Consider the following 21,662-nt stretch of genomic DNA (forward strand, 5'->3'; position numbering starts at 1 on the left):
TTCTTCTATACCGTCACGGAGCGATCGGAGCCAATGCCACTCGTCGCTGTGCGACGGGCCTGGGAGGGGGCGTGCATCCGACCGGCCGTCAATCGGAAACGGGCCCTGCAACTGCGGCCCCTCGGGAGGTGTATTATGAAACAGCTGAAACGCAATGCAGCCTTGTTCCTCGCCGGCTTGATGCTGAGCGCGGCGCCGGCTGCGGTCTCGCATGCCGCCGACAAGCCGACGCTTGCATTCGTCGTCAACGGAGCGTCCGACTTCTGGAAGGCCGCAGAGGCGGGCGTCAAGAAGGCGCAGGCCGAGATGCCGGACTACCAGATGGAGTTGAAATACCCTGAGCAGGCGGCTGTCGCCATTCAGCAGCGTCTCATGGAAGATCTCGTCAGCGCCGGCGTCAAGGGGATCATGGTCTCCGCGGTCGACCCCAAGACCCAGACGGACGGTCTCAACAAGATCGGCTCGCAGACGGCTCTCTTCACCACCGACAGCGACGCACCGAAGACCAACCGCGTCGCCTATATTGGTTCTTCGAACGTAGACGCCGGCAAGCAGGCCGCCGAAATCGCCAAGAAGGCGATGCCGGACGGCGGTAAGTGCATTGGCTTCGTCGGTCTGCTGGGCGCCGATAACGCCCGCGAACGCATCGAAGGGATGAAGGAAGGTCTCAAGGGTACCAAGATCGAGCTTGTCGACGTTCGCGGTGACGACATCGACCAGACGCGCGCCAAGAAAAACGTGGAGGATGCGTTGGTGGCCAGCCCCGACCTGACCTGCATGGTCGGCTTCTATTCCTACAACACGCCACGCATCTATGAGGCGCTGCGCGACGCAGGCAAACTCGGCCAGATCACTGTCGTCGGCTTTGATGACGATCCGATCACGCTCGGCGGTGTCAAGGAAGGCACGATCGCGGCAACCGTCGTACAGCAGCCGTTCGAATGGGCCTATCAAGGCATGAAATTGATGGCCGCCTACCTCAAGGGCGACAAATCAGGCGTTCCCGCCGATGGCTTGATCATCATCCCGACGGTGATCATCGGCAAGGATGACGTCGACAAATATGCCGCCAATCTGAAGGCCATGGCTGGGAAATAACCTCCTTCGCGGCGGTGGCACTCACCGCCGCCGCGAAATGCGTTTCATGCCGACAGCATCAGCAGCCATGGACAGGCGATGAACCATAGTTCCGACATCCCGTCACCGGGCACGCCCGCAACGCCGTTCCTTTCGCTTTCCGGCGTCGGCAAGACCTATCCAGGCGTCGTTGCGCTTGATGACCTGTCGATCGATATCATGCCGGGAGAGGTCATCGGCCTCGTCGGCGAAAACGGGGCCGGAAAATCGACGCTGATGAAAATCCTTGGCGGCGTGATCGCCCCGGACCGGGGTACGATCCTGCTCGACGGCGCGGAACTTCGTTTCCTCACGGTGGAATCGAGCATCTCGTCCGGCATCGCCTTCGTGCATCAGGAACTCAATCTCTTCGAGAATCTCGACGTCGCCGCCAATATCTTCCTGGGGCGCGAACCGCTGAAGGCGGGACCCCTTAAGCTCGTCGATCGCGATCGACTGCGGGACATGGTGAAGCCGCTGTTGAAGCGGGTAGGGGCGCATTTTTCCGCCGACACACCCGTGGCGTCGCTTTCGCTTGCCGAGCAGCAGATGGTGGAAATCGCCAAGGCGCTGTCCATCAACGCCAGGCTCGTCATCTTCGACGAACCCACGTCCAGCCTGCCGCTGGCCGAAACCGAGCGGCTGCTCAGCATCATCAAATTGCTGAAGGCGGATGGCATCAGTGTGATTTTCATCTCGCATCGGCTGCACGAGGTTGAGCGCGTAGCCGACCGGGTCGTCGTCCTGCGTGACGGCGCGCTTGTGGGCACGCTCGCCAAGAGGGACATCGGCCACGATCAGATGGTCAAGCTGATGATCGGCCGGATGCTTGCGGCCCGGACTGCAAAGCCGCAGCGCTCGCCGGGCTCGGTTGCGCTTGAGGTCAGCGGCGTGCGCACCGAGGCCTATCCCGGCCGTCCCGTCGATCTGGAAATCAGGTATGGAGAAATCCTGGGACTGGCGGGCCTCGTCGGGTCCGGCCGTACCGAGCTTGCCAGGGTGCTCTTTGGCATCGATCGCAGTTACGGCGGCATAATCCTACAGGACGGGCAGCAAATCGCGGTCCGTTCTGCCCGGGACGCTGTCGCCCGCGGCATTTTCCTGGTGCCGGAGGATCGCAAGCGCAACGGCATTCTCCTTGATTTGCCGATCGCCCAGAACATAAGTCTTGCCGATCTGCGCAAGCTTTCCCGCCGCTTCATGCTTTCTGCCGAGCGGGAGACGGCGGCGGCCGAAAAGCAGCGCCTTCGCCTCGGTATCAAAGCGCCCTCCGTTTCGACGCGAACCGGCACCCTGTCCGGCGGCAACCAGCAGAAGGTGGTGCTTGCCAAATGGTTGTCGATGAGCCCGAAGGTGATGATCTTCGACGAGCCGACGCGCGGCATCGATATCGGCGCGAAGAACGAGATCTACGGCCTGATGCGGGCGCTTGCCGATGCCGGAGTCGCGATCCTGATGATATCGAGCGACATGGAAGAGGTGATCGGCGTTTCCGACCGCATCGCCGTCATGCACGAGGGCCAGATCGCCGGCATATTGGAAGAGGACGAATTCAGCCAGGAAAGCGTCCTTTTGCTTGCTGTCGGCAAAAGGGTAAAATAGCGGCTGCATCGACAATCAAATATCGGGGAATGGATCTCGGATGGTCAAGAAAGATCTCGGACTGCTGCTTTTGATCGTCGTCGTCGGCATCGTCGTCGCCATCATCAATCCGCGCTTCCTGCTGCCGATCAACCTGGCCAATACCGCCAACCTGATCGGCCTGTTCGGCATTCTGTCGATCGGCCAGGCCTTTGTCATCATTACAGGCGGCATCGAGCTTTCCGTCGGCTCGCTCGTCGCACTTCTCGGCGTGCTGTTCGTCGATTTCGTCGCGGTCCAGGATATGCCCTGGATGCTGGCGCTGCCGCTCATTCTGGCACTTGGCGCGGTCATCGGTGCCGTCCACGGCTGGCTGATCACCCGGCTCAACCTGCAGCCCTTCGTCGTCACCCTTTGCGGCCTCCTGATCTATCGTGGCGCAGCACGCTTCTATACAGCCGACGGGACGGCGGGCTTTGCATTCGGCCAGAATTTCCCGGACCTTGAATTCCTGACAGCCGGACGGTTCTACGGCGTTCCCAATACCTTCATCGCGCTCGTCATCATTGCCGTGGTCATGTGGATCATGCTGCATCGCTCGGTCTTCGGGCGTTATCTCTACGCGATCGGCAAGAATGAGGAGGCGGCCCGCTATTCCGGTATCCGAACCGGCCGCATGATCATGTCGGCCTATGTCATCTGCGGGCTGCTGACGGCGCTTTCGGCGATTTATTTCGCCATGTATACGCGCTCGATCTCGCCGGCGAGCCATGGCCAGTTCTACGAACTCTACGCGATTGCCGCCGCCGTCCTCGGCGGTTTTTCGCTCCGCGGCGGCGAGGGATCGATCATCGGCGTCGTGTTGGGCACGGTCCTGCTGCAGGAACTGCAGAATCTGGTGAATCTGCTTGGTATCCCATCATCGTTGAATTTCGCCGTCATGGGCGGCGTGATCCTCATCGGGGTCCTGATCGACCAGCAATGGCACGCGATCCGCGCACAGCGCCGCCTCGTCTCCGCCGCCCGGCAGACAGAAACCCGTCATTCGAACGAAGGCAGTCTGCCCGTGGTCGCCAGCCGGGATTAGGTCAGTGGATGAGACTTTCGCGTCAGGGGGCGAGACTGTCGCATTAATAAATAGCCGGCTACACAAAATGTGGCGTAATACGATTTATGGAACAAGTGGCAATTGTCTGCGTCGCGTAGTCGCTGGACGCTTGAGACCATTGAGTCTTCTGAGGAATGCTGGTGCTTGTTTCTTCCAAATGAATTAAACTCATCTGATGGCTTTATCTAGCTGACATTCATCGGGTCATCATCATGAATATCAGGCAGATGACCGAGATCGCCGAGCAGTGGCTGACGACATTCATTCTGAACGAATGGACGTTCTTTCAGCTTGCGATCATCGTGGCCGGCTACGGTTTTGCGTCCGTACTTGCGTCACGCACAGAGCCCGCGATGGAGGCAAAGGCGCGCCTGATCAAGGGTAATCCAGACCTGCTTCGGGTCATCATTGCCCTTATGCGCCGGATGATGTGGCTATTCCTTGTGGGTTGGCTGTGGATCGCCAACGTCGTGCTGAGCAAGAGCGCGTGGCCCTCGCAACGCTGGCTTGTCTCCACGGCTCTGACGCTGGCGGCTGCATGGTTCGTCATCTCGGTCCTGACCAAAATCATTCGCAACCCAACCCTTTCACGCGCCGTCGCGATCGGCAGCTGGAGCTACATCGCTCTTTATGCAGTCGGTCTTGATGGCCCGGTTTTATCTGCTCTTGACGGGCTCGCCGTTAACCTAGGCGCGGTGAGGCTCTCACTTCTGCTTGTGCTCAAAGCCCTCGTGCTGGCGATCGCCTTGATCTGGATCGCCGTCCTCATTGGCAATATGCTGTCCCACTGGGTTCAGCGGTCGGCCGACTTGTCGCCTTCGATCAAGGTATTGATCAGCAAATTCATCAAGATCGGCCTGATCGTAATCGCTGGAGCCATCGCTTTGTCTGCGACCGGGGTCGACCTTACGGCGCTGACCATTTTCTCAGGCGCAGTCGGCGTCGGAATAGGCTTCGGCCTTCAAAAAGTGGTATCGAACTTCATATCCGGCATAATCATCTTGATCGACAAGTCGATCAAGCCGGGTGACACGATCACGCTTGGCGACACGTTCGGGTCGATCCGTGACCTGCGCTCGCGCTTTGTGTCCGTCATCACCCGCGATGGCAAGGAGTACCTCATTCCAAATGAAGACTTCATATCGCAGCAAGTCGTCAACTGGTCGTTCTCCAGTGATTATGTACGAATCGACGTTGACTTCGGGACGTCCTATGACAGCGATCCGCATCAAGTCGTCAAGATCGCCATTGCGACAGCATCGACCGTGCCCCGGGTCGCAAATCAGTATAAGCCGCCCGTCTGCTGGCTGACCGGCTTTGGCGCTTCGTCGCTCGACTTTCGGCTTCGGTTCTGGATCTCGGATCCAGCGAACGGGCTTACAAATGTTCGTGGCCAAGTCCTGATGGCGCTGTGGGATGCCTTCAAGAAAGCCGGCGTCTCTATCCCGTTTCCGCATCACGAAATCATCATGAAAAGCCCTATCGAGATCAAACAACCGGACTGATTTGTGTTGCAATACCGCTGACGACCGGGAATGAGGCAAAAGCGCATCCCGAAGGAAAGCCGGCAAGCGCGGCCGAATGGGGCGAACTCGGCATCCAGGCCAACGCCATCGGTCCGGGCTACATGCTTACCGATATGCAGGACGAGGATAAGAAACGATGCGATCGACTATCAATCTCGACGACACTCTCCTGGAAAAGGCCAGGTCCCTGACCGGCACAAAAGAAACCGCGGCTCTCGTCCGCCAGGCGTTGGAGACGCTTGTGCGAGTAGAATCCGGAAAACGCCTTATCGCGCTCGGCGGAACTATGCCCGATGCAGAGGCAACTCCACGCCGCCGGAGCGCGGCGGCCAAGTGATACTGGCAGATACTTCTATATGGATAAGGGACAAGCGTCTGCAGGCGGCGGCCGAAAAGGCCGGCGCTTCATTGCATAAGCCGGCCAAGACTCGCAACTAAACACCAAATAGTCCTACCGCCGGCGCCATGTGGCGGGCGCCTGGCCGGTGCGTTTGCGGAAGAAGCGGGAAAAATAGGCCGGATCCTCGAAGCCAATCTCTCGGCCGATGTCTTCCACCGACCGGACGGTGAACATCAAAAGGCGCTTGGCTTCCAGCAGCCGCCGCTCCAGCGTCAATTCCTTGACGGACAACCCGAACACTTCCCGGGCGGCCTTGTCGAGGAGATGGGGCGTGGTCGCGAGAAGATCGACATAGGCCCCGACGGGCCAATCCTTCCGGTAGTGGAGATCGATGAGGCGGCGCAGCGCAAGGCCAAGTGAGACCGTCGCCGACGTCGACGGCAACGCGACACGGCCGCCGATGCGGCCCATCAAGGACAACACGACGCAGATCAGGCCGCACAGCACCCTCTCGCCTTCTGCACCCTGCTCACGATAATCCTCGGCGATCATATCGAGCAGTGTCCCGAGCTTTGCCCATACCGGATCGGCCGGCACGCCCGTCAGAAAGGTCGGCACGTCAAGATCGAGGGCGACCTGCGGCGCGATCGTCTTCAGCATATCGTCGGAGACCGACACCACGATCGCATCCGACTGCTCGGCGACATCGAAACCGTGCACCACGCTGCTTGGGACGAAACTCACGGCGGGAGCGGAAAAATTCCAAGTCTCATCTTCGATCCGATAGGTTCCGCCGCCTTGAAACCAATAGGTGATCTGTCCCATCAGCGGATGTTTGTGCGGCGACACATGGCCGAAATGCGCGGTTTTCCGCTCCATCACCGTTTCGACATGCAGGAAGCCGACCTCGAGCGAGCGGCTCGGCTCGCCATAGACGAAGAAATTCGGAACCTCGCTTCGCATCACCATACCGGAAAAAGTACCAGCGAATTGCGGGCTTTGTCCATGGTCTCGCATCTTGTCTGGAATTAGCCTTTGTCAATATCAGAAGGAGGAACATGAGATGCGTTCAGAAGACCACCGCACCGACAAGACAAGGCCGTTTACCGGCGCCGAATATCTTGCAAGCCTGCGCGACGGGCGCGAAGTCTATATCAATGGTCAACGCATCGCCGATGTGACCGCGCACCCAGCCATGCGCAATTCCGCGCGCTCGATCGCACGGATGTATGATGCGCTGCACGACGAGAAGACCAGGGATCGTCTGACCTCGCCGACCGACACCGGCAATGGCGGCTATACCCATAAATATTTTCGGGTCGCCAAATCTTCAGCCGAACTGGCGGCCCAGCAGGGCGCCATCGCCGACTGGGCGCGCATGTCCTATGGATGGATGGGCCGCACCGCCGATTACAAGGCAGCGCTGATGAACACGCTCGGCGCCAATGCCGATTGGTATGGGCCGTTCAAGGACAATGCGCTTGCCTGGCACAAGCGGTCGCAGGAATCCGTGCTCTTCATGAACCATGCGATCGTCAATCCGCCGATCGACCGGCATAAGCCGGCGGATGCCGTGAAGGACGTCTTCGTCCATATCACCAAGGAAACCGATGCCGGCATCTATGTCTCCGGCGCCAAGGTGGTCGCCACCTCCTCGGCGCTGACCCACTATAATTTCCTTGCCCAAAGCTCGGCGACGGTGACGGAAGATCCTTCGCTGTCGGTCATGTTCATCGTGCCGATGAATGCGCCGGGTATTAAAATGTTCTGCCGCGTCTCCTACGAGCAGACCGCCAATACCGTCGGCCATCCCTTCGACTATCCGCTGTCGTCGCGCTTCGACGAGAACGATGCGATCCTGGTGCTCGACAATGTGTTCGTGCCCTGGGAGGACGTGCTCGTTCTGCGCGATGCCGCCAAGATCCTGTCGTTCCACCCAGCCTCCGGCTTCATGCACGGTTATTGCTTCCAGGGCTGCACGCGATTTGCCGTCAAGCTCGACTTCCTCGCCGGCCTGCTTGCCAAGGCGCTACGCGCCACCGGCGGCGATGCTTTCCGCGGCAATCAGGCAGCACTTGGAGAAGTCATCGCGCTGCGCCACATGTTCTGGTCCTTCTCCAATGCGATGGCCTATAATCCGCAGCCCTGGGCGAACGGCGCCGTGCTGCCGAACATGGAAGCCGCCCTTTCCTACCGCACCTTCATGTCGGAGGCCTATCCGCGCGTCATCGAGACGGTGCGCAAGGTCGTCGCCTCGGGGCTGATCTATCTGCCCTCCTCGGCAAAGGACTTCGGCAATCCCGAGATCGACCGCTATCTCGCACAATATGTCCGCGGCTCAAACGATATGAACCATGTCGAGCGCATCAAGATCATGAAATTGCTTTGGGATGCGACTGGCACCGAATTCGGCGGACGCCATGCGCTCTACGAACTCAATTATGCCGGTGCGCCTGAAGAGGTTCGGCTGCAGGTGCTGAAGGGCGCGGAGCGCGGCGGGCGCCTCAAGGAGATGGAAGCGCTCGTCGACCGCTGCATGAGCGACTACGACGAAAACGGCTGGACCGGCGATACCTGGCTGCCGCCGCTCGACGAGGCATCTTCCCTCCGCAGCGCGGCCGAATGAGGCGGCGCCATGGAGGAGCAAGTCTCGAAAACCGAATTCCGCAATGCGATGGCCAGGGTCTGCGCCCCTGTCAACGTCATTACCACCAACGGACCCGCCGGGCGCGGCGGGTTCACCGCCACCGCCATGTGCAGCGTCACGGACGAACCGCCGACGCTTCTCGTTTGCATGAACAGCCGTTCGGCCCAGGCGGACCTGTTCTTCGAAAACCGCCGCTTCTGCGTCAACGTGCTGACGCAGGAGCATAAGGATCTCGCCGGCTATTTCGCCGGACAGCGGGCCGATATGGAAGAGCGTTATGCCGCCGCCGACTGGATCGAGTTCCGCTCCGGCAGCCAGGCGCTCAGCGACGCCATTGTCTCTTTCGATTGCCGCCTGGCCGAAGTCCGCCTCGTCGGCACGCACAATATCTTCATCGGCGAGGTCATCGATATCCGCAGCCGCGTGGATGGGCACGCACTGCTCTACTTCGACCGAAACTATGTGCATGTGCCGACACAGGCCGGCAGTTTCGGGGGGTAAAAAGGTGGTCTCCCCATCGCTGCCGATGCGGGAGACCTGCTTTGCCGTCAGGGATATTGCCTCAGAGCTGGATCCACGCCGTCTTCAGATCGACATATTTATCGAGCGCATGCAGCGATTTGTCGTGGCCATTGCCCGATTGCTTGACGCCGCCGAGCGGCACGCTGTTGTCGGAGCCGCCATAGGTGTTGACATGCACGACGCCGGCGCGGATGCCGCGCACCATCCGATGGGCGCGCGACAGGTTCGACGTCCAGACGGCGGAAGCCAGGCCGTATTCCGTGGCGTTGGCAATCTCCAGAGCTTCAGACTCCGTTTTGAACGGAATGATCGACAGGATCGGCCCGAAGACTTCCTCCCGCGCAAGCATCATGGACGGCGTGACGTCGAAGACGGCCGGGCGCATGTAATAGCCGCCCGTCTCCTCGAGAGTGCGCGTGCCGCCGGTGCGTAATAGAGCTCCTTCCGCCAAGGCCCGGTCGACATGGCCAAGATTCTTCTCCAGCTGGATCGCGCTCGAGATCGCGCCCGCTTCGGTGGAAAGCTGCAAGGGGTCGCCGACCCTCATGGCGGTGGCAATGCCGGCGACCTTTTCCGAAAACTCCGCATGGATCGATTTCTCGACCAGCAGGCGGGAGCCCGCGACGCAGACCTGGCCGGAATTGCGGAAGATGCCGTAGGCGGAGACCTTGGCGGCCTGATCGAGATCCGGCGCATCGGCAAAGACGATGTTCGGAGATTTGCCGCCGAGCTCCAGATAGACGCGCTTCAGGTTGGAGCGCGCCGAATATTCCAGCAGCCTGCGCCCGACCGGACCGGAACCGGTAAAGGCGAGCACATCGATATCCATGTGCAGCCCCAGCGCCTCGCCGCTGACGGCGCCGCGCCCGGTGACGACATTGAGTACGCCATCCGGCAATCCTGCCTCCGCGCACAGGGCCGCAAGCCGCAGCAGCGTCAGCGACGCGCCCTCGGCAGGCTTCAGCACGACGGAATTGCCGGCGGCAAGTGCCGGCGCGATCTTCCAGGCGCCGATCATCATCGGGAAATTCCAGGGCACGATGGCGGCGACGACGCCCACCGGTTCGCGATGGATCAGGCCGAGAATATTGTCGGCCGTCGGAGCGATCTCGCCATAGACCTTGTCGATCGCCTCGGCATAGTAGCGAAAGGTGCCGGCGGCACTGCCCGGCTCGGCCTTCAATGCCATCGAGATTTCCGTGCCGTTGTCGCGTACGCCGAGCACGGCGAGTTCAAGCGCGTTCTTCTCGATCAGTTCGGCGATCTTCAGCAGCACCTTCTTGCGTTCAGCCGGTGCCGTTCGCGACCAGCTGCCTTTTTCGAAGGCGCGCCGCGCGGCCACGACCGCCCGATCGACGTCTTCGGCGCCGGCATCGGCGATCGTTGTCAGCCGGGATCCGTCGATCGGCGAAATGACGTCCATCGCGGCTCCGTCGACAGGCGGGCGCCAGGCCCCGTCGATGAACAATGCCTGCGGGGAAACGGATAATGTCCGGAGCTGGTCGATCTTGTCCTGCATCTCATGCTCTCACGAAAAAGGGTGGCGGGTTTTCCCGCCACCGCGATTGGAACCGCTCAGACTTCCTGGCCGGCGCCGAGCCGGGCAAAGCCGACGGCATCCGCCGACTTCAGGCGCGCTGCCGCCAGCAATCCAATGACCGCGGCGATCAGCACGAGGCTTGGCAGAAACACGGCGAGCACGCCGTTTGCGCCGGCGATCGCGCCGAAGTTTGCCGAGATATAATAGACGAGCGCCAGGAGGATCAGCCCTGTGACAACGGGCAGCACCTTGATCACGAGGACATTGCGTTCAAGCCCCGGATTGCGGCCGAAGAAGGCGACGATCGAGAAGGCCGTGAACGCCATCAGCAGGATGATCGCCAGCGTGGCGACATTCGTGAGCCAGGAGAAGAGCGCCAGCACCGGATCCTGACCCGTCGCCGCAAACAGCGCGACGACGAGCACGGCGATGACGGTCTGGATGATCGAACCGACATGCGGGCTCTGGAAGACGGGATGCGTGACGCCGACCGACTTCGGCAACAGGCCCTCGCGACCGGCGACATACATATAACGTGCCACGCCATTGTGGAATGCGAGGACGCCGGCAAAGAGGCTGGTGATGAAGAGAAGGCTCATCACGATGGTGATCCAATGGCCGACATAACGCTCCGCGAGACCGAAGAGGAACGTGGTCGGATCCTGCAGGCCCTGCAGTTCCGGCACGAGCTTGTCGACGCCGGCGCCGTTGACCATCAGCCAGGAGGTCAGCATGTAGAACAGGCCGATGATCAGGACGGATATATAGGTGGCACGCGGCACCGTCTTTTCCGGCTCACGGGCTTCTTCGCTGTAGATCGTCGTCGCTTCGAAGCCGATGAAAGCGGCAAAGCAGAAGAGGATGCCGATGGCCGGCGAACCGCTCAGGAAGGCGGTCGGCGTGAAGGGTGCCGCGGAAAGGCCGGCATCTCCGCCCTTGATGAGGATCGCGGCATCGATGATCAGCACCACGAGATATTCGAGGATCACCAGCACCGTCAGAACCTTGGCGGAGAGATCGACGCGCCGGTAACCGAAGACTGCGACGAAGGCGATGCCGACACAGGTCCAGACCCACCAGGGCAGAACCAGCCCGTAGCCGGCGAAGAAGCCTGACGTCGCGGCGCCGAACATGCCGAAGACGCCGATCTGCATCGCGTTATAAGCGAGGATCGCGATCAGCGCCGCCGCGCCGCCCATTAGGCCGCCGAGGCCTTGGGCGGTATAGGCATAGAAGGCGCCGGCATTGCGGATATGACGCGCCATGGCGACATAGCCGACGGCAAACAGCAGGAGAATGGCGGTCACCAGCAGGAAGGTCAGCGGGATGCCCGGCCCGTTGCCGAGCATCATCGACAGCGGCACGCCGCCGGCGACCGCCGTCAGCGGTGCGGCGGCCGAAACCACCAGGAAGGTCACGGCGCCGACGCCGAGACTGTTCTTGCGCAGCTGGTTTTCAGCCGGCCCCTGCGAATTTTGTGTGTTCATCTGTGTTCGTTCCCCTTGTTGAGACTATCCGATCATCGCTGCGATTGCGCGCAGGCGATCTCCACCAGAGCCGGACTGACGAGCGGGGCTTATGCTTTTATTGATTTTGCCGCCGCCAGCGCCTATGGTTCATTATTTGAACCTCAGCTTCAAATATAGACTTGCAAACAATCCCTGCCTCTGTCAAGTTAATTCGCGTGTTAAGTATCTTGGGTCGCTGCTATCGTGCCGCGGCAAAGGGTTTGCAGGCTGATTTGGCGGATGGCGTAAAGCCGGATGCGACAGGCCGGGACATGAACCCTACCCAGGAGGAAGAACGATGAGCACGATCGGAAAGGCGCTTTCATTGCTGGACACCCTGTCACGGCTGGACAAGGAGGTGGGTCTGACCGACATCGCCCGCCTGTGTTCGCTCGATAAGGCGACGGCACGGCGCTTTCTGGTGGAATTGGAAAAACACGGTTTCGTCGAGCAGGACCCCGATAGCCGCCGCTACCGGATCGGCTCGGCGCCGGTTCGGCTCGCCCGCATCCGCGAGGCCCGCTATCCGTTCCTGCGGGTCGCCGTGCCCTTCATCAAGACACTCGCCGAAGCATCGGCGGAGACGGTGCATCTTTCCGAATTCTCGGGCGGCAGGCTGTCGACGATTCATGTCGAGGATCCGCCGCGGGCGCACCGCATCATCGTCGATGTCGGCAGCATCCTGCCCTTTCACGCTACCGCATCCGGCCTTGCCTTCCTCGCCTTCTGCCCGCCGGCGGAGATCGATGCGGCGCTTCGAAAGCCGCTCGAAAAATTCACCGACCATACCGTCGTCGATCCCAAGCTGATCCGCGGGCTGCTCGACGAGACGGCCGCGCGCGGCTTTTCGATCAGCCATCAGGGTCTCGAAGCCGGCGTCATCAGTGCAGCGGCACCCGTGCGCGCGCCGGATGGCCGGCCGGTCGGCTGCGTGGCGGTCGCAGCCCCGCTCTCACGCACCACCAAGACGGCCATTGACCACTTCGGCGCGCAGGCCATCGCCGCCGCCAACGGGATTTCAGAAAAATACTACGGGTCGGAAAGGCTCATGGGAACCAGTCCAGAAACCAGGAGGAGAGATTGATGAGCCCCGCGGCTCCCCTGCCAAGGATCCTCGTCATCGGAACCGGTGACACCAAATGCGACGAACTGCAATTCATGGCGTCCGTCATCACGGAAGCCGGCGGCCGGCCTGTTATGGTCGATGTCAGTATTCTCGGCGACCCGCCCTATGTTCCCGATCATTCCAAGCACGACATCGCCAGGGCGGCCGCGACCTCGATTGCGGAGATCGCCGAAAGCGGCGATGAAAACAGCGCCATGGCGGCCATGGCAACGGGTGCCGCGGCATTGACCCACCGGCTTTACGAGGAAGGGCTCGTCGACGGAATCATCGTGCTCGGCGGCTCGATGGGCACGGATCTGGCGCTCGACGTCGCCGCCGTCCTGCCGCTCGGCGTGCCGAAATTCGTCGTCTCGACCATTGCCTATTCCCATCTGATCCCGCCCGAGCGTATCGCGCCCGACCTGATGATGATCCTCTGGGCCGGCGGCCTTTACGGCCTCAACAGCATCTGCCGTTCGGTCCTGTCGCAGGCCTGCGGCGCGGTCGTCGGCGCCGCCAGGCACGGGACCAAACCCGATCACGCCCGCCCGCTGATCGGCATGACCTCGCTCGGTTCCTCCTGTCTCAAATACATGAAGCATTTGCGGCCCGAGCTGGAAAGGCGCGGCTATGACGTTGCCGTCTTCCATTCCACCGGCATGGGCGGCCGCGCCTTCGAAGCCATTGCCGCGCAGGCCGGCTTTGCCGCCGTCTTCGATTTCTGCATCCAGGAAGTCAGCAATCATCATTACGGCACGGTGGTGACGTCGGGAGCGGACAGGCTCGAAAATGCCGGCCGCGCCGGCATTCCACAGATCGTCGCCCCCGGCGCCGTCGACATGGTCGATCTCCAGGCCTGGCAGGCCTTGCCTGAGATTTTCGCCGATCGTCCCTATCATGCCCATAATCGGCTGATCGGATCGGTGACGACCTCTCCGGAAGGCCGGCGGGAAGTCGCCCGGCTCATCGGACAGAAATTGGCACAAGCGGACGCGAAGGTCGCCTTCCTGCTGCCGACCGAGGGGCTGCAGGAATGGGACAAGCCGGAGGAGCCGCTGCATGATCCGGAAGGCCTTGCCGCCTTCCTCGACGAGATGCGCCGCGCTGTGCCGCCTTCCGTCACGTTCCGGGAAGTCGACGCCCATATCAATTCCCCGTCCTTTTCAGCGGCGGCGCTCGCTATTTTCGACAGCTGGGTGGCCGAGGGCGTCATTCCGGAAGGACGGCCATCATGACAGAGCGCGCCCTCATCCTCGATTTCGGCGGCGTCGTCACCCGCACCCTGTTCGAGACGCATGACATCACCGAGCGCACGCTCGGCCTTCCGCAAGGCTCCCTCACCTGGCTCGGTCCGTTCGACACGACGACCGACCCGCTCTGGGTGGCGATGCAGAAGCGCGAGATCAGCGAACGCGACTATTGGCTGAAACGGGCCGGCGAAGTCGGCCGGATGGTCGGCGAGGACTGGCCCGACATGCAGACCTTCGTGCGCCGCGCCCGCGGCGCCGAAGCCGAACTGGTGCTGCGCCCGGAAGCGCGCGACGCCATCCTGCGGGCGAAAGAGGCGGGACTGAAGCTCGCGATCCTGTCGAACGAGCTCGATCTCTTTTACGGGGTCGAGTTCCGCAGGCGTTTTCCGCTGATCGACCTCTTCGACGTCATCGTCGATGCGACCTACACCAGGATCCTGAAACCCGATCCGCGTGCCTACGAACAGGTGCTTTCCGAGCTCGGCCTGCCGCGCGAAGCCTGCGTTTTCGTGGACGACCAGAAGAAGAACATCGAGGGCGCCGAAGCCGTCGGATTGCCGCATGTGCATTTCGACGTCACCCGGCCTGCCGAAAGTTATGCCCGCGCGCTTGCGATGCTGGGGCTCTGAACCCGAGAGGAATACCGATGCGTGAAACCAACTTCATTATCGAAAACAACGCCCGCCACCTGTGGCATCCGATGGCTCATCCGGCCGAAATGCAGGCCCAGCCGCCGCGCATCATCAATGCGGGCGAAGGCGTCGAGATCGTCGACATCCAGGGCAAGAAGGTGCTCGATGCGGTGGGCGGCCTTTGGAACGTCAATCTCGGCTATTCCTGCGAACCGGTGAAGAAGGCGATCCGCGACCAGCTCGACGAGTTGCCCTATTATTCGACATTCCGCGGCACGACCAACGCGCCGCTGATCGAGCTGTCCTACGAGCTTGCCGAATGGTTCAGGCCGGAGGGATTGAGCCGCTCCTTCTTCACCTCGGGCGGCTCGGATTCGGTCGAGACCTGCCTGCGGCTCGCCCGGCAATATCACAAGATCACCGGGCAGCCCGAGCGCACCAAATTCGTCGCGCTGAAGAAAGGCTACCACGGCACGCATTTCGGCGGCGCTTCCGTCAACGGCAACCAGAATTTCCGCCGCAACTACGAGCCGCTGCTTCCCGGCGTCATTCATCTGCCGGCGCCTTTCTCCTATCGCAACCCGTTCAACACGAGCGACGGGGCGGAGATCGCCGCCGCCATCGGCAGGCTCTTTGAGGATGAAATCGCCTTCCAGGGCGCGGACACCATTGCTGCCCTGATCGTCGAACCGGTGCTCGGCGCCGGCGGCGTCATCGTTCCCCACGAAACTTTCTTGCCGCTGATGCGCGAGATCTGCGATCGGCACGGCATCCTGCTGATCGCCGACGAGGTCATCACCGCCTTCGGCCGGACCGGCGCCTGGACGGGATCACGGCTGTGGGGCGTCAAGCCGGACCTGATGTCGACCGCCAAGGCGATCACCAACGGTTATTTCCCCTTCGGCGCCGTCATGATCTCCGAGAAGGTCGCCGAGGTCTTCGAAGGCAGCAAGAACGGCCTGGGCAGCATCGGCCACGGCTACACCTATTCCGGCCATCCGGCGGGAGCGGCTGCCGCCCTTGCGACCTTGAAGGAAACCAAGCGGCTGGACGTCGCCGACAATGCCGCGGCCCGCGGAGAGGAATTGCTGACCGGCCTGAAGAAGCTGCAGGACAAGCACGAGCTTATCGGCGACGTGCGCGGCAAGGGCCTGATGTGCGCGCTCGAACTCGTCAGCGATCGCAAGAAGAAGAGCGCTGCGTCAAAGGATGTCCTGCAGAAGGTGCAGGATGCGACCTACGACGCCGGCGTGCTCATTCGCACCTCCGGGGCCAACGTCATCATGTCGCCGCCGCTCATCGTTACGGCAGGGGATGTGCAGACGATCCTGACCGCACTCGATGCCGGCCTCGCCGCCGTGGGAGCGTGATCATGGCCGATCATGCAGCCCTTGTCGCGCGGCGGGAGCGGCTTCTTGGCCGGAACATGTCGCTCTTCTATGACGATCCAGTCCATCTGGTGCGCGGCGAAGGCGTCTGGCTCTGGGACGCCGAAGGCCGGCGCTACCTCGATTGCTACAACAATGTGCCGCATGTCGGCCATTGTCATCCGCGCGTGGTCGAGGCGATCACCCGACAGGCTTCGACGCTGAACACCCACACGCGTTATCTGCACGAGGGCATCCTCGACTATGTCGAGCGCCTGACGGCGACCTTCGACAGCAGCCTCGACGCGGCGATCCTGACCTGCACCGGCAGCGAGGCAAACGACGTGGCACTGCGCATGGCCCAAGCCGTGACCGGCAAGACCGGCGTGATCGCCACCAACCACACCTATCACGGCAATACCGCGGCCGTGTCGCAGCTCTCGACCCGCATGCCGCCGGTCGGCGGCTTCGGCGTCCATGTCAGGCATGTCTCGGCGCCCGACAGCTACCGTCCGCTCGGCGGCGAAGGCGGTGCGGCTTTTGCCGCGGCTTTCGCAGCCGAAGTCGAGGCGGCGATCGCCTCGTTGCAGGAGGGCCCGCATGGTTTTTCGGCGCTGATCATCGATCCGTTCTTCGCCAATGAGGGCTTTCCGGATCTGCCGCAAGGTTTCCTGGACAAAAGTGTGGCGGCCGTGCGCAAGGCCGGCGGCCTCGTCATCACCGACGAAGTGCAGCCGGGCTTCGGCCGCACCGGCTCTGATATGTGGGGCCATCAGCGCGCCGGCATCGTTCCTGATATCGTAACGCTCGGCAAGCCGATGGCCAATGGCCACCCGGTCGGCGGGGTCGTCGCCAATGCCGACACGCTGAACGCCTTCCGCAAGGCCTTCCGCTACTTCAACACCTTCGGCGGCAATCCGGTCTCCTGTGCCGCCGCCATGGCGGTCCTCGATGTGATCGAGGACGAGAAGCTGATCGAGAACGCTCGCGATGTCGGCGAATATACGCGTGACGCCTTCAAGCGGCTTGCGCAAAAACATGCGATCATCGGCGATGTGCGCGGCAGTGGCCTCTTTATGGGCATGGAATTCGTGCTGGACCGAACGACGAAGCAGCCGGCCGCTGCGCAGGCGAGCCGGATCGTCAACGAAATGCGCGAACGCGGCGTCCTGATGGGCAAGATCGGCGTCCATCAATGCGCCACCAAGATCCGCCCGCCGATGCCCTTTTCCCGGGAGAATGCCGATCTGATGCTGTCGGTCTTCGACGACGTGCTGTCGGGCCTGTGAGGCGAGATGGCCGATCAATTGCCGCAGGCCGTCCTGGATGCTCTGCAGGAGCGCGCGTTGGAAGCGCTCGGCCACTGGGCCGTGCCGCGGCACGAGCCGGTGCTGATGAAATACCGGGAGAACGCCGTTTTCCGGGTCATGCTTGCCGACGGGCGGCCTGCCGCCTTGCGGCTGCATCGGCCGGGTTATCATGACGAGACGAGCCTGCGCTCGGAACTCGATTTCATGGCAGCGCTCCGGCACGGCGGCCTCGACGTGCCCTCCCCCGTGCCGGCCAGTGCGGGAGGCAGCCTCATTTGCCTTCCCGCCAATCGGCAGTTTCCCGAACAATATGCCGATGTCGTCAGCTGGATCGACGGAATGGCCCTCGGGCAAACCGGAACGCCGCTGTCGCAATCGGCCGAGACGCAGGCAGCGATCTTCTTCCGCATCGGCCACGCCATGGCTGCCATGCATGATCTTGCCGATGGCTGGGCGCCGCCGGAGGATTTCCACCGCCCGGCATGGGACTGCGAAGGCCTGCTCGGGGAAAGGCCTCTTTGGGGCCGCTTCTGGGATTGCCGCGGACTTTCACGCGACGAGGCCGCAGCGCTGTCGGCATTGCGCGACGAGCTGCGCCACCGTCTCGCCAATGCGCAACGAAGCGGCTTCGACTACGGCCTGATCCATGCCGATCTCGTGCGCGAAAACATCTTTCTGACGGAAAACGAAGGCGGCGTCGCCTTCATCGACTTCGACGACGCAGGATATGGCTTCCGCCTTTTCGATCTTGCCACGACGCTGCTGAAGAACCGTCCCGAGCCGTCCTATCCCGAGATCGAGAGCGCCTTGATCGCAGGCTATCGCAGCCGGCGCGTCCTTTCCGATGCGGCCTTGCGGAGCCTGCCGCTGTTCATGGTGTTCCGGAGTCTCACCTATATCGGCTGGCTTGCCGAGCGGCCTGAGATCCCGAACGCCGGCGAGCGCCTGTCGCGTTATGTCACAGAAAGTCTGGAGCTGGCGAGAAAGCTCGACGGCCGCGCTTGACATCTTTCGCAAATTGATTAACGTGTTAATTAATAAAAAGGGCGGGAGGACACATGCCGCATCTCACCATCGAATACTCGGCCAATCTGGAGGGCCGCGCCGATATCGGCGCGCTCTGCGAGAAAATGCTGAAGACCGTGCTGGAAACCGGCCTTTTCGAGATCGGCGCCGTGCGTGTGCGTGCCCTTCGCGCCGATCATTACGCGATTGCCGACCAGCTTGCCGAGAACGCCTTCGTCGACCTGAATTTTCGCATCGGCAAGGGCCGCACGGCCGAGGAGAAGAAGCGCACCGGCGAGGCGATCTTTGCGGCCGCGACGCAGGCCCTCGGCCCGCTCTTCGAGACGCCGCATTTCGCGCTGTCGCTGGAGATCCGCGAGATCGATGCGGAGCTGAGCTGGAAGAAGAACGCTATCCATCCGCGGCTTCGCGGCAAGTAACAAAATCCCGTGTCGCGGGACGAGACAACATCAGGGAAAGAGACGATGTCCAAATTGCAGGAAAACATCGCAAAGGCCGAAACCTACCTTGCGAAGTTCAGAGACCGCGGTGTCCTCAACCGCATCAACGGCGAGGATGTGGCCGGTGATGACGGCGCGACCTTCGAGACCCTCTCGCCGGTCGATCTGAAGCCGCTTGCCGCGGTTGCCCGCGGCAATGCCGCCGATATCGACCGGGCGGCCAAGGCCGCCAAATCGGCCTTTGGCGAATGGGCTGCCCTGCCCGGCGATGCCCGCAAGAAGATCCTCCACAAAATCGCTGACGGGATCGTCGCGCGCGCCGAAGAGATCGCCTTCGTCGAATGCATGGATACCGGCCAGTCGCTGAAGTTCATGGCCAAGGCGGCGCTGCGTGGCGCTGAGAATTTCCGCTTCTTCGCCGACCGCGCACCCGAAGCCCGTGACGGCAAGGCGCTGCGCGCCGATGGCCAGGTGAACGTGACCACGCGGGTGCCGATCGGCCCGGTCGGCATCATCACGCCGTGGAATACGCCCTTCATGCTGTCGACCTGGAAGATCGCGCCGGCGCTCGCCGCCGGCTGCACCATCGTCCACAAGCCGGCAGAATTCTCGCCGCTGACGGCCCGCCTGCTGGTCGAAATCGCCGAAGAGGCGGGGCTGCCGAAGGGCGTCTGGAACCTCGTCAACGGTTTCGGCGAAGATGCCGGCAAGGCGCTGACCGAACATCCGCTGATCAAGGCGATCGGCTTCGTCGGTGAAAGCCGTACCGGCTCGATGATCATGAAGCAGGGCGCCGATACCCTGAAACGGGTGCATTTCGAACTCGGCGGCAAGAACCCGGTCGTCGTCTTCGCCGATGCCGATCTCGAGCGCGCCGCCGATGCCGCCGTCTTCATGATCTATTCGCTGAACGGCGAGCGCTGCACCTCATCCTCGCGCCTGCTGGTCGAAGACGCCGTCTATGACAGGTTCACCGCCCTCGTCGCCGAGAAGGCGAAGCGCATCAAGGTCGGCCATCCCCTCGATCCCGAGACGGTCATCGGCCCGCTCATTCACCCCGTGCATGAAAAGAAGGTGCTGGAATATATTGCGATCGGCCGCTCGGAAGGCGCAACACTGGCTGCCGGCGGCGAGAAGTTCGATGGTCCGGGCGGCGGCTGCTACGTCTCGCCGACCCTCTTTACCGGCGCCGACAACAAGATGCGCATCGCCCAGGAGGAAATCTTCGGGCCGGTGCTGACCGCCATCCCCTTCAAGGACGAAGCCGATGCGCTCGCTCTTGCCAACGACGTTCAATACGGGCTGACCGGCTATCTCTGGACTTCGGACGTCACCCGCGCCTTCCGCTTCACCGATCATCTCGATGCCGGGATGATCTGGGTGAACTCCGAAAACGTCCGCCATCTGCCGACGCCCTTCGGCGGCGTCAAGAACTCCGGCATCGGCCGCGACGGCGGCGACTGGTCCTTCGATTTCTATATGGAAACCAAGAACGTCGCTTTCGCCACCAAGCCACACGCCATCCAGAAGCTGGGCGGCTGATACGCAATATCCACTACACGTATGCCCCGCAGTTCCCTAGGAGCGCGGGCCGAGGAGGAACCGATGCCGATACCGACACCCAATCTCTATCCGCCCTTCAACATCGTGCGTCTCAGCCACGTGGAATTCGGCGTCACCGATCTTGCCAAATCGCGCGCTTTCTATGTTGATACGCTCGGCTTGCAGGTGACGGACGAGGCAGCCGATACCATCTATCTCCGCGCACTCGAAGAGCGCGGCCATCACTGCATCGTGCTCAAGAAATCCGACAAGGCCGAAGCCCGCGATCTCGGCTTCAAGGTCTTCGGTGACGAGGATCTCGACAAGGCCGCCCATTTCTTCAAGAACAAAGGCCTGCCTGTGGAATGGGTTGACCGTCCCTACCAGGCGCGGACCTTCCGCACTCGCGATCCGCATGGCATTCCGCTCGAATTCTATTCGAAGATGGACCGCCTGCCGCCGATCCATCAGAAATATGCGCTCTACAAGGGCGTCAAGCCGCTACGCATCGACCATTTCAACTGCTTTTCGCAGAACGTCGACGAGAGCGTCGCCTTCTACAACGAGTTGGGTTTCCGCGTTACCGAATACACTGAGGACGAAGAAACCGGACGTCTCTGGGCCGCCTGGACGCACCGCAAGGGCGGTGTCCATGACATCGCCTTCACCAACGGCCGCGGCCCGCGGCTGCACCACACCGCCTTCTGGGTGCCGACGCCGCTCAATATCATCGACCTGCTCGACCTGATGGCGACCACCGGCTGGGTTTCCAACATCGAGCGCGGCCCGGGCCGTCACGGCATCTCCAACGCCTTCTTCCTCTATATCCTCGACCCCGACGGTCACCGCATCGAGATCTACTGCTCGGACTACCAGACGGTCGATCCCGATCTGGAGCCGATCAAATGGGATCTGAAGGATCCGCAGCGCCAGACGCTCTGGGGCGCACCGGCTCCCAAATCCTGGTTCGAACATGGCAGCCTGTTTGCCGGGGCCGAAGTGGTCGAGCCTGATTTGAAGGCACAGCCGATCATCGCGCCTTAAGGCTACGGCTGCTCGATTTGCGCCCTTGGCTGCCCCTCACCCTCTCCCCGCGTGCGGG

At 62.0% G+C, this 21,662-nt stretch carries 19 protein-coding genes and 1 pseudogene; 17 read left to right on the forward strand and 3 right to left on the reverse strand.

Going from position 1 to position 21,662, the window contains the following annotated elements:
* Positions 1 to 135 precede the first annotated feature (135 nt).
* The 6 genes and pseudogenes from CO666_RS29565 to CO666_RS35065 all read left to right on the forward strand — a co-directional run.
* Positions 136 to 1,098: a sugar-binding protein gene (locus tag CO666_RS29565; protein WP_097615574.1), complete on the forward strand. Its 963-nt coding sequence runs from the start codon at positions 136 to 138 to the stop codon at positions 1,096 to 1,098.
* Between the two features lie 78 nt (positions 1,099 to 1,176).
* Positions 1,177 to 2,718: a sugar ABC transporter ATP-binding protein gene (locus CO666_RS29570; protein WP_097615575.1), complete on the forward strand. Its 1,542-nt coding sequence runs from the start codon at positions 1,177 to 1,179 to the stop codon at positions 2,716 to 2,718.
* 40 nt (positions 2,719 to 2,758) lie between these two features.
* Positions 2,759 to 3,784 (forward strand): ABC transporter permease, encoded by a 1,026-nt coding sequence (locus tag CO666_RS29575; RefSeq protein ID WP_097615576.1) that lies wholly within the window; start codon positions 2,759 to 2,761, stop codon positions 3,782 to 3,784.
* Between the two features lie 233 nt (positions 3,785 to 4,017).
* A complete protein-coding gene (locus CO666_RS29580) occupies positions 4,018 to 5,310 on the forward strand; it encodes a mechanosensitive ion channel family protein (RefSeq protein ID WP_097615577.1) in 1,293 nt (430 codons plus the stop codon).
* 157 nt (positions 5,311 to 5,467) lie between these two features.
* Positions 5,468 to 5,668 carry a type II toxin-antitoxin system VapB family antitoxin gene (locus CO666_RS29585; protein WP_097615578.1) on the forward strand — a complete coding sequence of 67 codons (201 nt, stop codon included), beginning with the start codon at positions 5,468 to 5,470 and terminating at the stop codon, positions 5,666 to 5,668.
* Between the two features lie 14 nt (positions 5,669 to 5,682).
* Positions 5,683 to 5,769 (forward strand): annotated as a pseudogene (locus CO666_RS35065) (type II toxin-antitoxin system VapC family toxin); the annotation flags it as partial.
* Between the two features lie 13 nt (positions 5,770 to 5,782).
* On the opposite strand, the gene CO666_RS29595 reads toward CO666_RS35065, so the two are convergent.
* Positions 5,783 to 6,640 (reverse strand): helix-turn-helix domain-containing protein, encoded by an 858-nt coding sequence (locus tag CO666_RS29595; protein WP_097615579.1) that lies wholly within the window; start codon positions 6,638 to 6,640, stop codon positions 5,783 to 5,785.
* 94 nt (positions 6,641 to 6,734) lie between these two features.
* Between CO666_RS29595 and CO666_RS29600 the strand changes: the two genes are divergently transcribed.
* Together CO666_RS29600 and CO666_RS29605 are read left to right on the forward strand one after the other, a co-directional pair.
* Positions 6,735 to 8,297 (forward strand): 4-hydroxyphenylacetate 3-hydroxylase N-terminal domain-containing protein, encoded by a 1,563-nt coding sequence (locus CO666_RS29600; protein ID WP_097615580.1) that lies wholly within the window; start codon positions 6,735 to 6,737, stop codon positions 8,295 to 8,297.
* Positions 8,298 to 8,306: 9 nt separating this feature from the next.
* On the forward strand, positions 8,307 to 8,819 hold the full coding sequence (locus CO666_RS29605) for a flavin reductase (protein ID WP_097615581.1): 513 nt from the start codon (positions 8,307 to 8,309) through the stop codon (positions 8,817 to 8,819).
* Between the two features lie 61 nt (positions 8,820 to 8,880).
* Here the strand turns inward: CO666_RS29605 and CO666_RS29610 are convergent, their stop codons facing one another.
* The gene (locus CO666_RS29610) at positions 8,881 to 10,359 is read right to left on the reverse strand and encodes an aldehyde dehydrogenase (protein ID WP_097615582.1); all 1,479 of its coding nucleotides are present in this window, start codon (positions 10,357 to 10,359) and stop codon (positions 8,881 to 8,883) included.
* Positions 10,360 to 10,415: 56 nt separating this feature from the next.
* On the reverse strand, positions 10,416 to 11,867 hold the full coding sequence (locus CO666_RS29615) for an APC family permease (RefSeq protein ID WP_097615583.1): 1,452 nt from the start codon (positions 11,865 to 11,867) through the stop codon (positions 10,416 to 10,418).
* A 319-nt stretch (positions 11,868 to 12,186) separates the two neighbouring features.
* On the opposite strand from CO666_RS29615, the gene CO666_RS29620 reads away from it, so the two are divergent.
* The 9 genes from CO666_RS29620 (at position 12,187) to hpaD (ending at position 21,604) form a co-directional block, all read left to right on the forward strand.
* Complete coding sequence (locus CO666_RS29620; RefSeq protein WP_097615584.1) at positions 12,187 to 12,972, forward strand: IclR family transcriptional regulator; 786 nt, start codon at positions 12,187 to 12,189, stop codon at positions 12,970 to 12,972.
* Positions 12,972 to 14,228, forward strand: a complete 1,257-nt coding sequence (locus CO666_RS29625; protein ID WP_097615585.1) for a Tm-1-like ATP-binding domain-containing protein — start codon at positions 12,972 to 12,974, stop codon at positions 14,226 to 14,228. Before CO666_RS29620 ends, CO666_RS29625 begins: the two co-directional genes overlap by 1 nt.
* Complete coding sequence (locus tag CO666_RS29630; RefSeq protein ID WP_097615586.1) at positions 14,225 to 14,872, forward strand: HAD family hydrolase; 648 nt, start codon at positions 14,225 to 14,227, stop codon at positions 14,870 to 14,872. Before CO666_RS29625 ends, CO666_RS29630 begins: the two co-directional genes overlap by 4 nt.
* Before the next feature lie 17 nt (positions 14,873 to 14,889).
* Positions 14,890 to 16,245: an aspartate aminotransferase family protein gene (locus CO666_RS29635; RefSeq protein WP_097615587.1), complete on the forward strand. Its 1,356-nt coding sequence runs from the start codon at positions 14,890 to 14,892 to the stop codon at positions 16,243 to 16,245.
* A gap of 2 nt (positions 16,246 to 16,247) precedes the next feature.
* Entirely contained in the window at positions 16,248 to 17,531 is a 1,284-nt protein-coding gene (locus CO666_RS29640) for an aspartate aminotransferase family protein (RefSeq protein WP_097615588.1), read from the forward strand.
* A 6-nt stretch (positions 17,532 to 17,537) separates the two neighbouring features.
* Positions 17,538 to 18,557, forward strand: a complete 1,020-nt coding sequence (locus CO666_RS29645; RefSeq protein WP_097615589.1) for a phosphotransferase — start codon at positions 17,538 to 17,540, stop codon at positions 18,555 to 18,557.
* Between the two features lie 53 nt (positions 18,558 to 18,610).
* Positions 18,611 to 18,997, forward strand: coding sequence for a 5-carboxymethyl-2-hydroxymuconate Delta-isomerase (locus tag CO666_RS29650; protein WP_097615590.1), 387 nt, complete (start codon positions 18,611 to 18,613; stop codon positions 18,995 to 18,997).
* A 45-nt stretch (positions 18,998 to 19,042) separates the two neighbouring features.
* The gene (hpaE, locus tag CO666_RS29655; RefSeq protein ID WP_097615591.1) at positions 19,043 to 20,560 is read left to right on the forward strand and encodes a 5-carboxymethyl-2-hydroxymuconate semialdehyde dehydrogenase; all 1,518 of its coding nucleotides are present in this window, start codon (positions 19,043 to 19,045) and stop codon (positions 20,558 to 20,560) included.
* A gap of 63 nt (positions 20,561 to 20,623) precedes the next feature.
* Positions 20,624 to 21,604, forward strand: a complete 981-nt coding sequence (gene hpaD, locus CO666_RS29660; protein ID WP_097615592.1) for a 3,4-dihydroxyphenylacetate 2,3-dioxygenase — start codon at positions 20,624 to 20,626, stop codon at positions 21,602 to 21,604.
* Positions 21,605 to 21,662 lie beyond the last annotated feature (58 nt).

The organism is Rhizobium chutanense (assembly GCF_002531935.1).
GTDB lineage: Bacteria > Pseudomonadota > Alphaproteobacteria > Rhizobiales > Rhizobiaceae > Rhizobium > Rhizobium chutanense.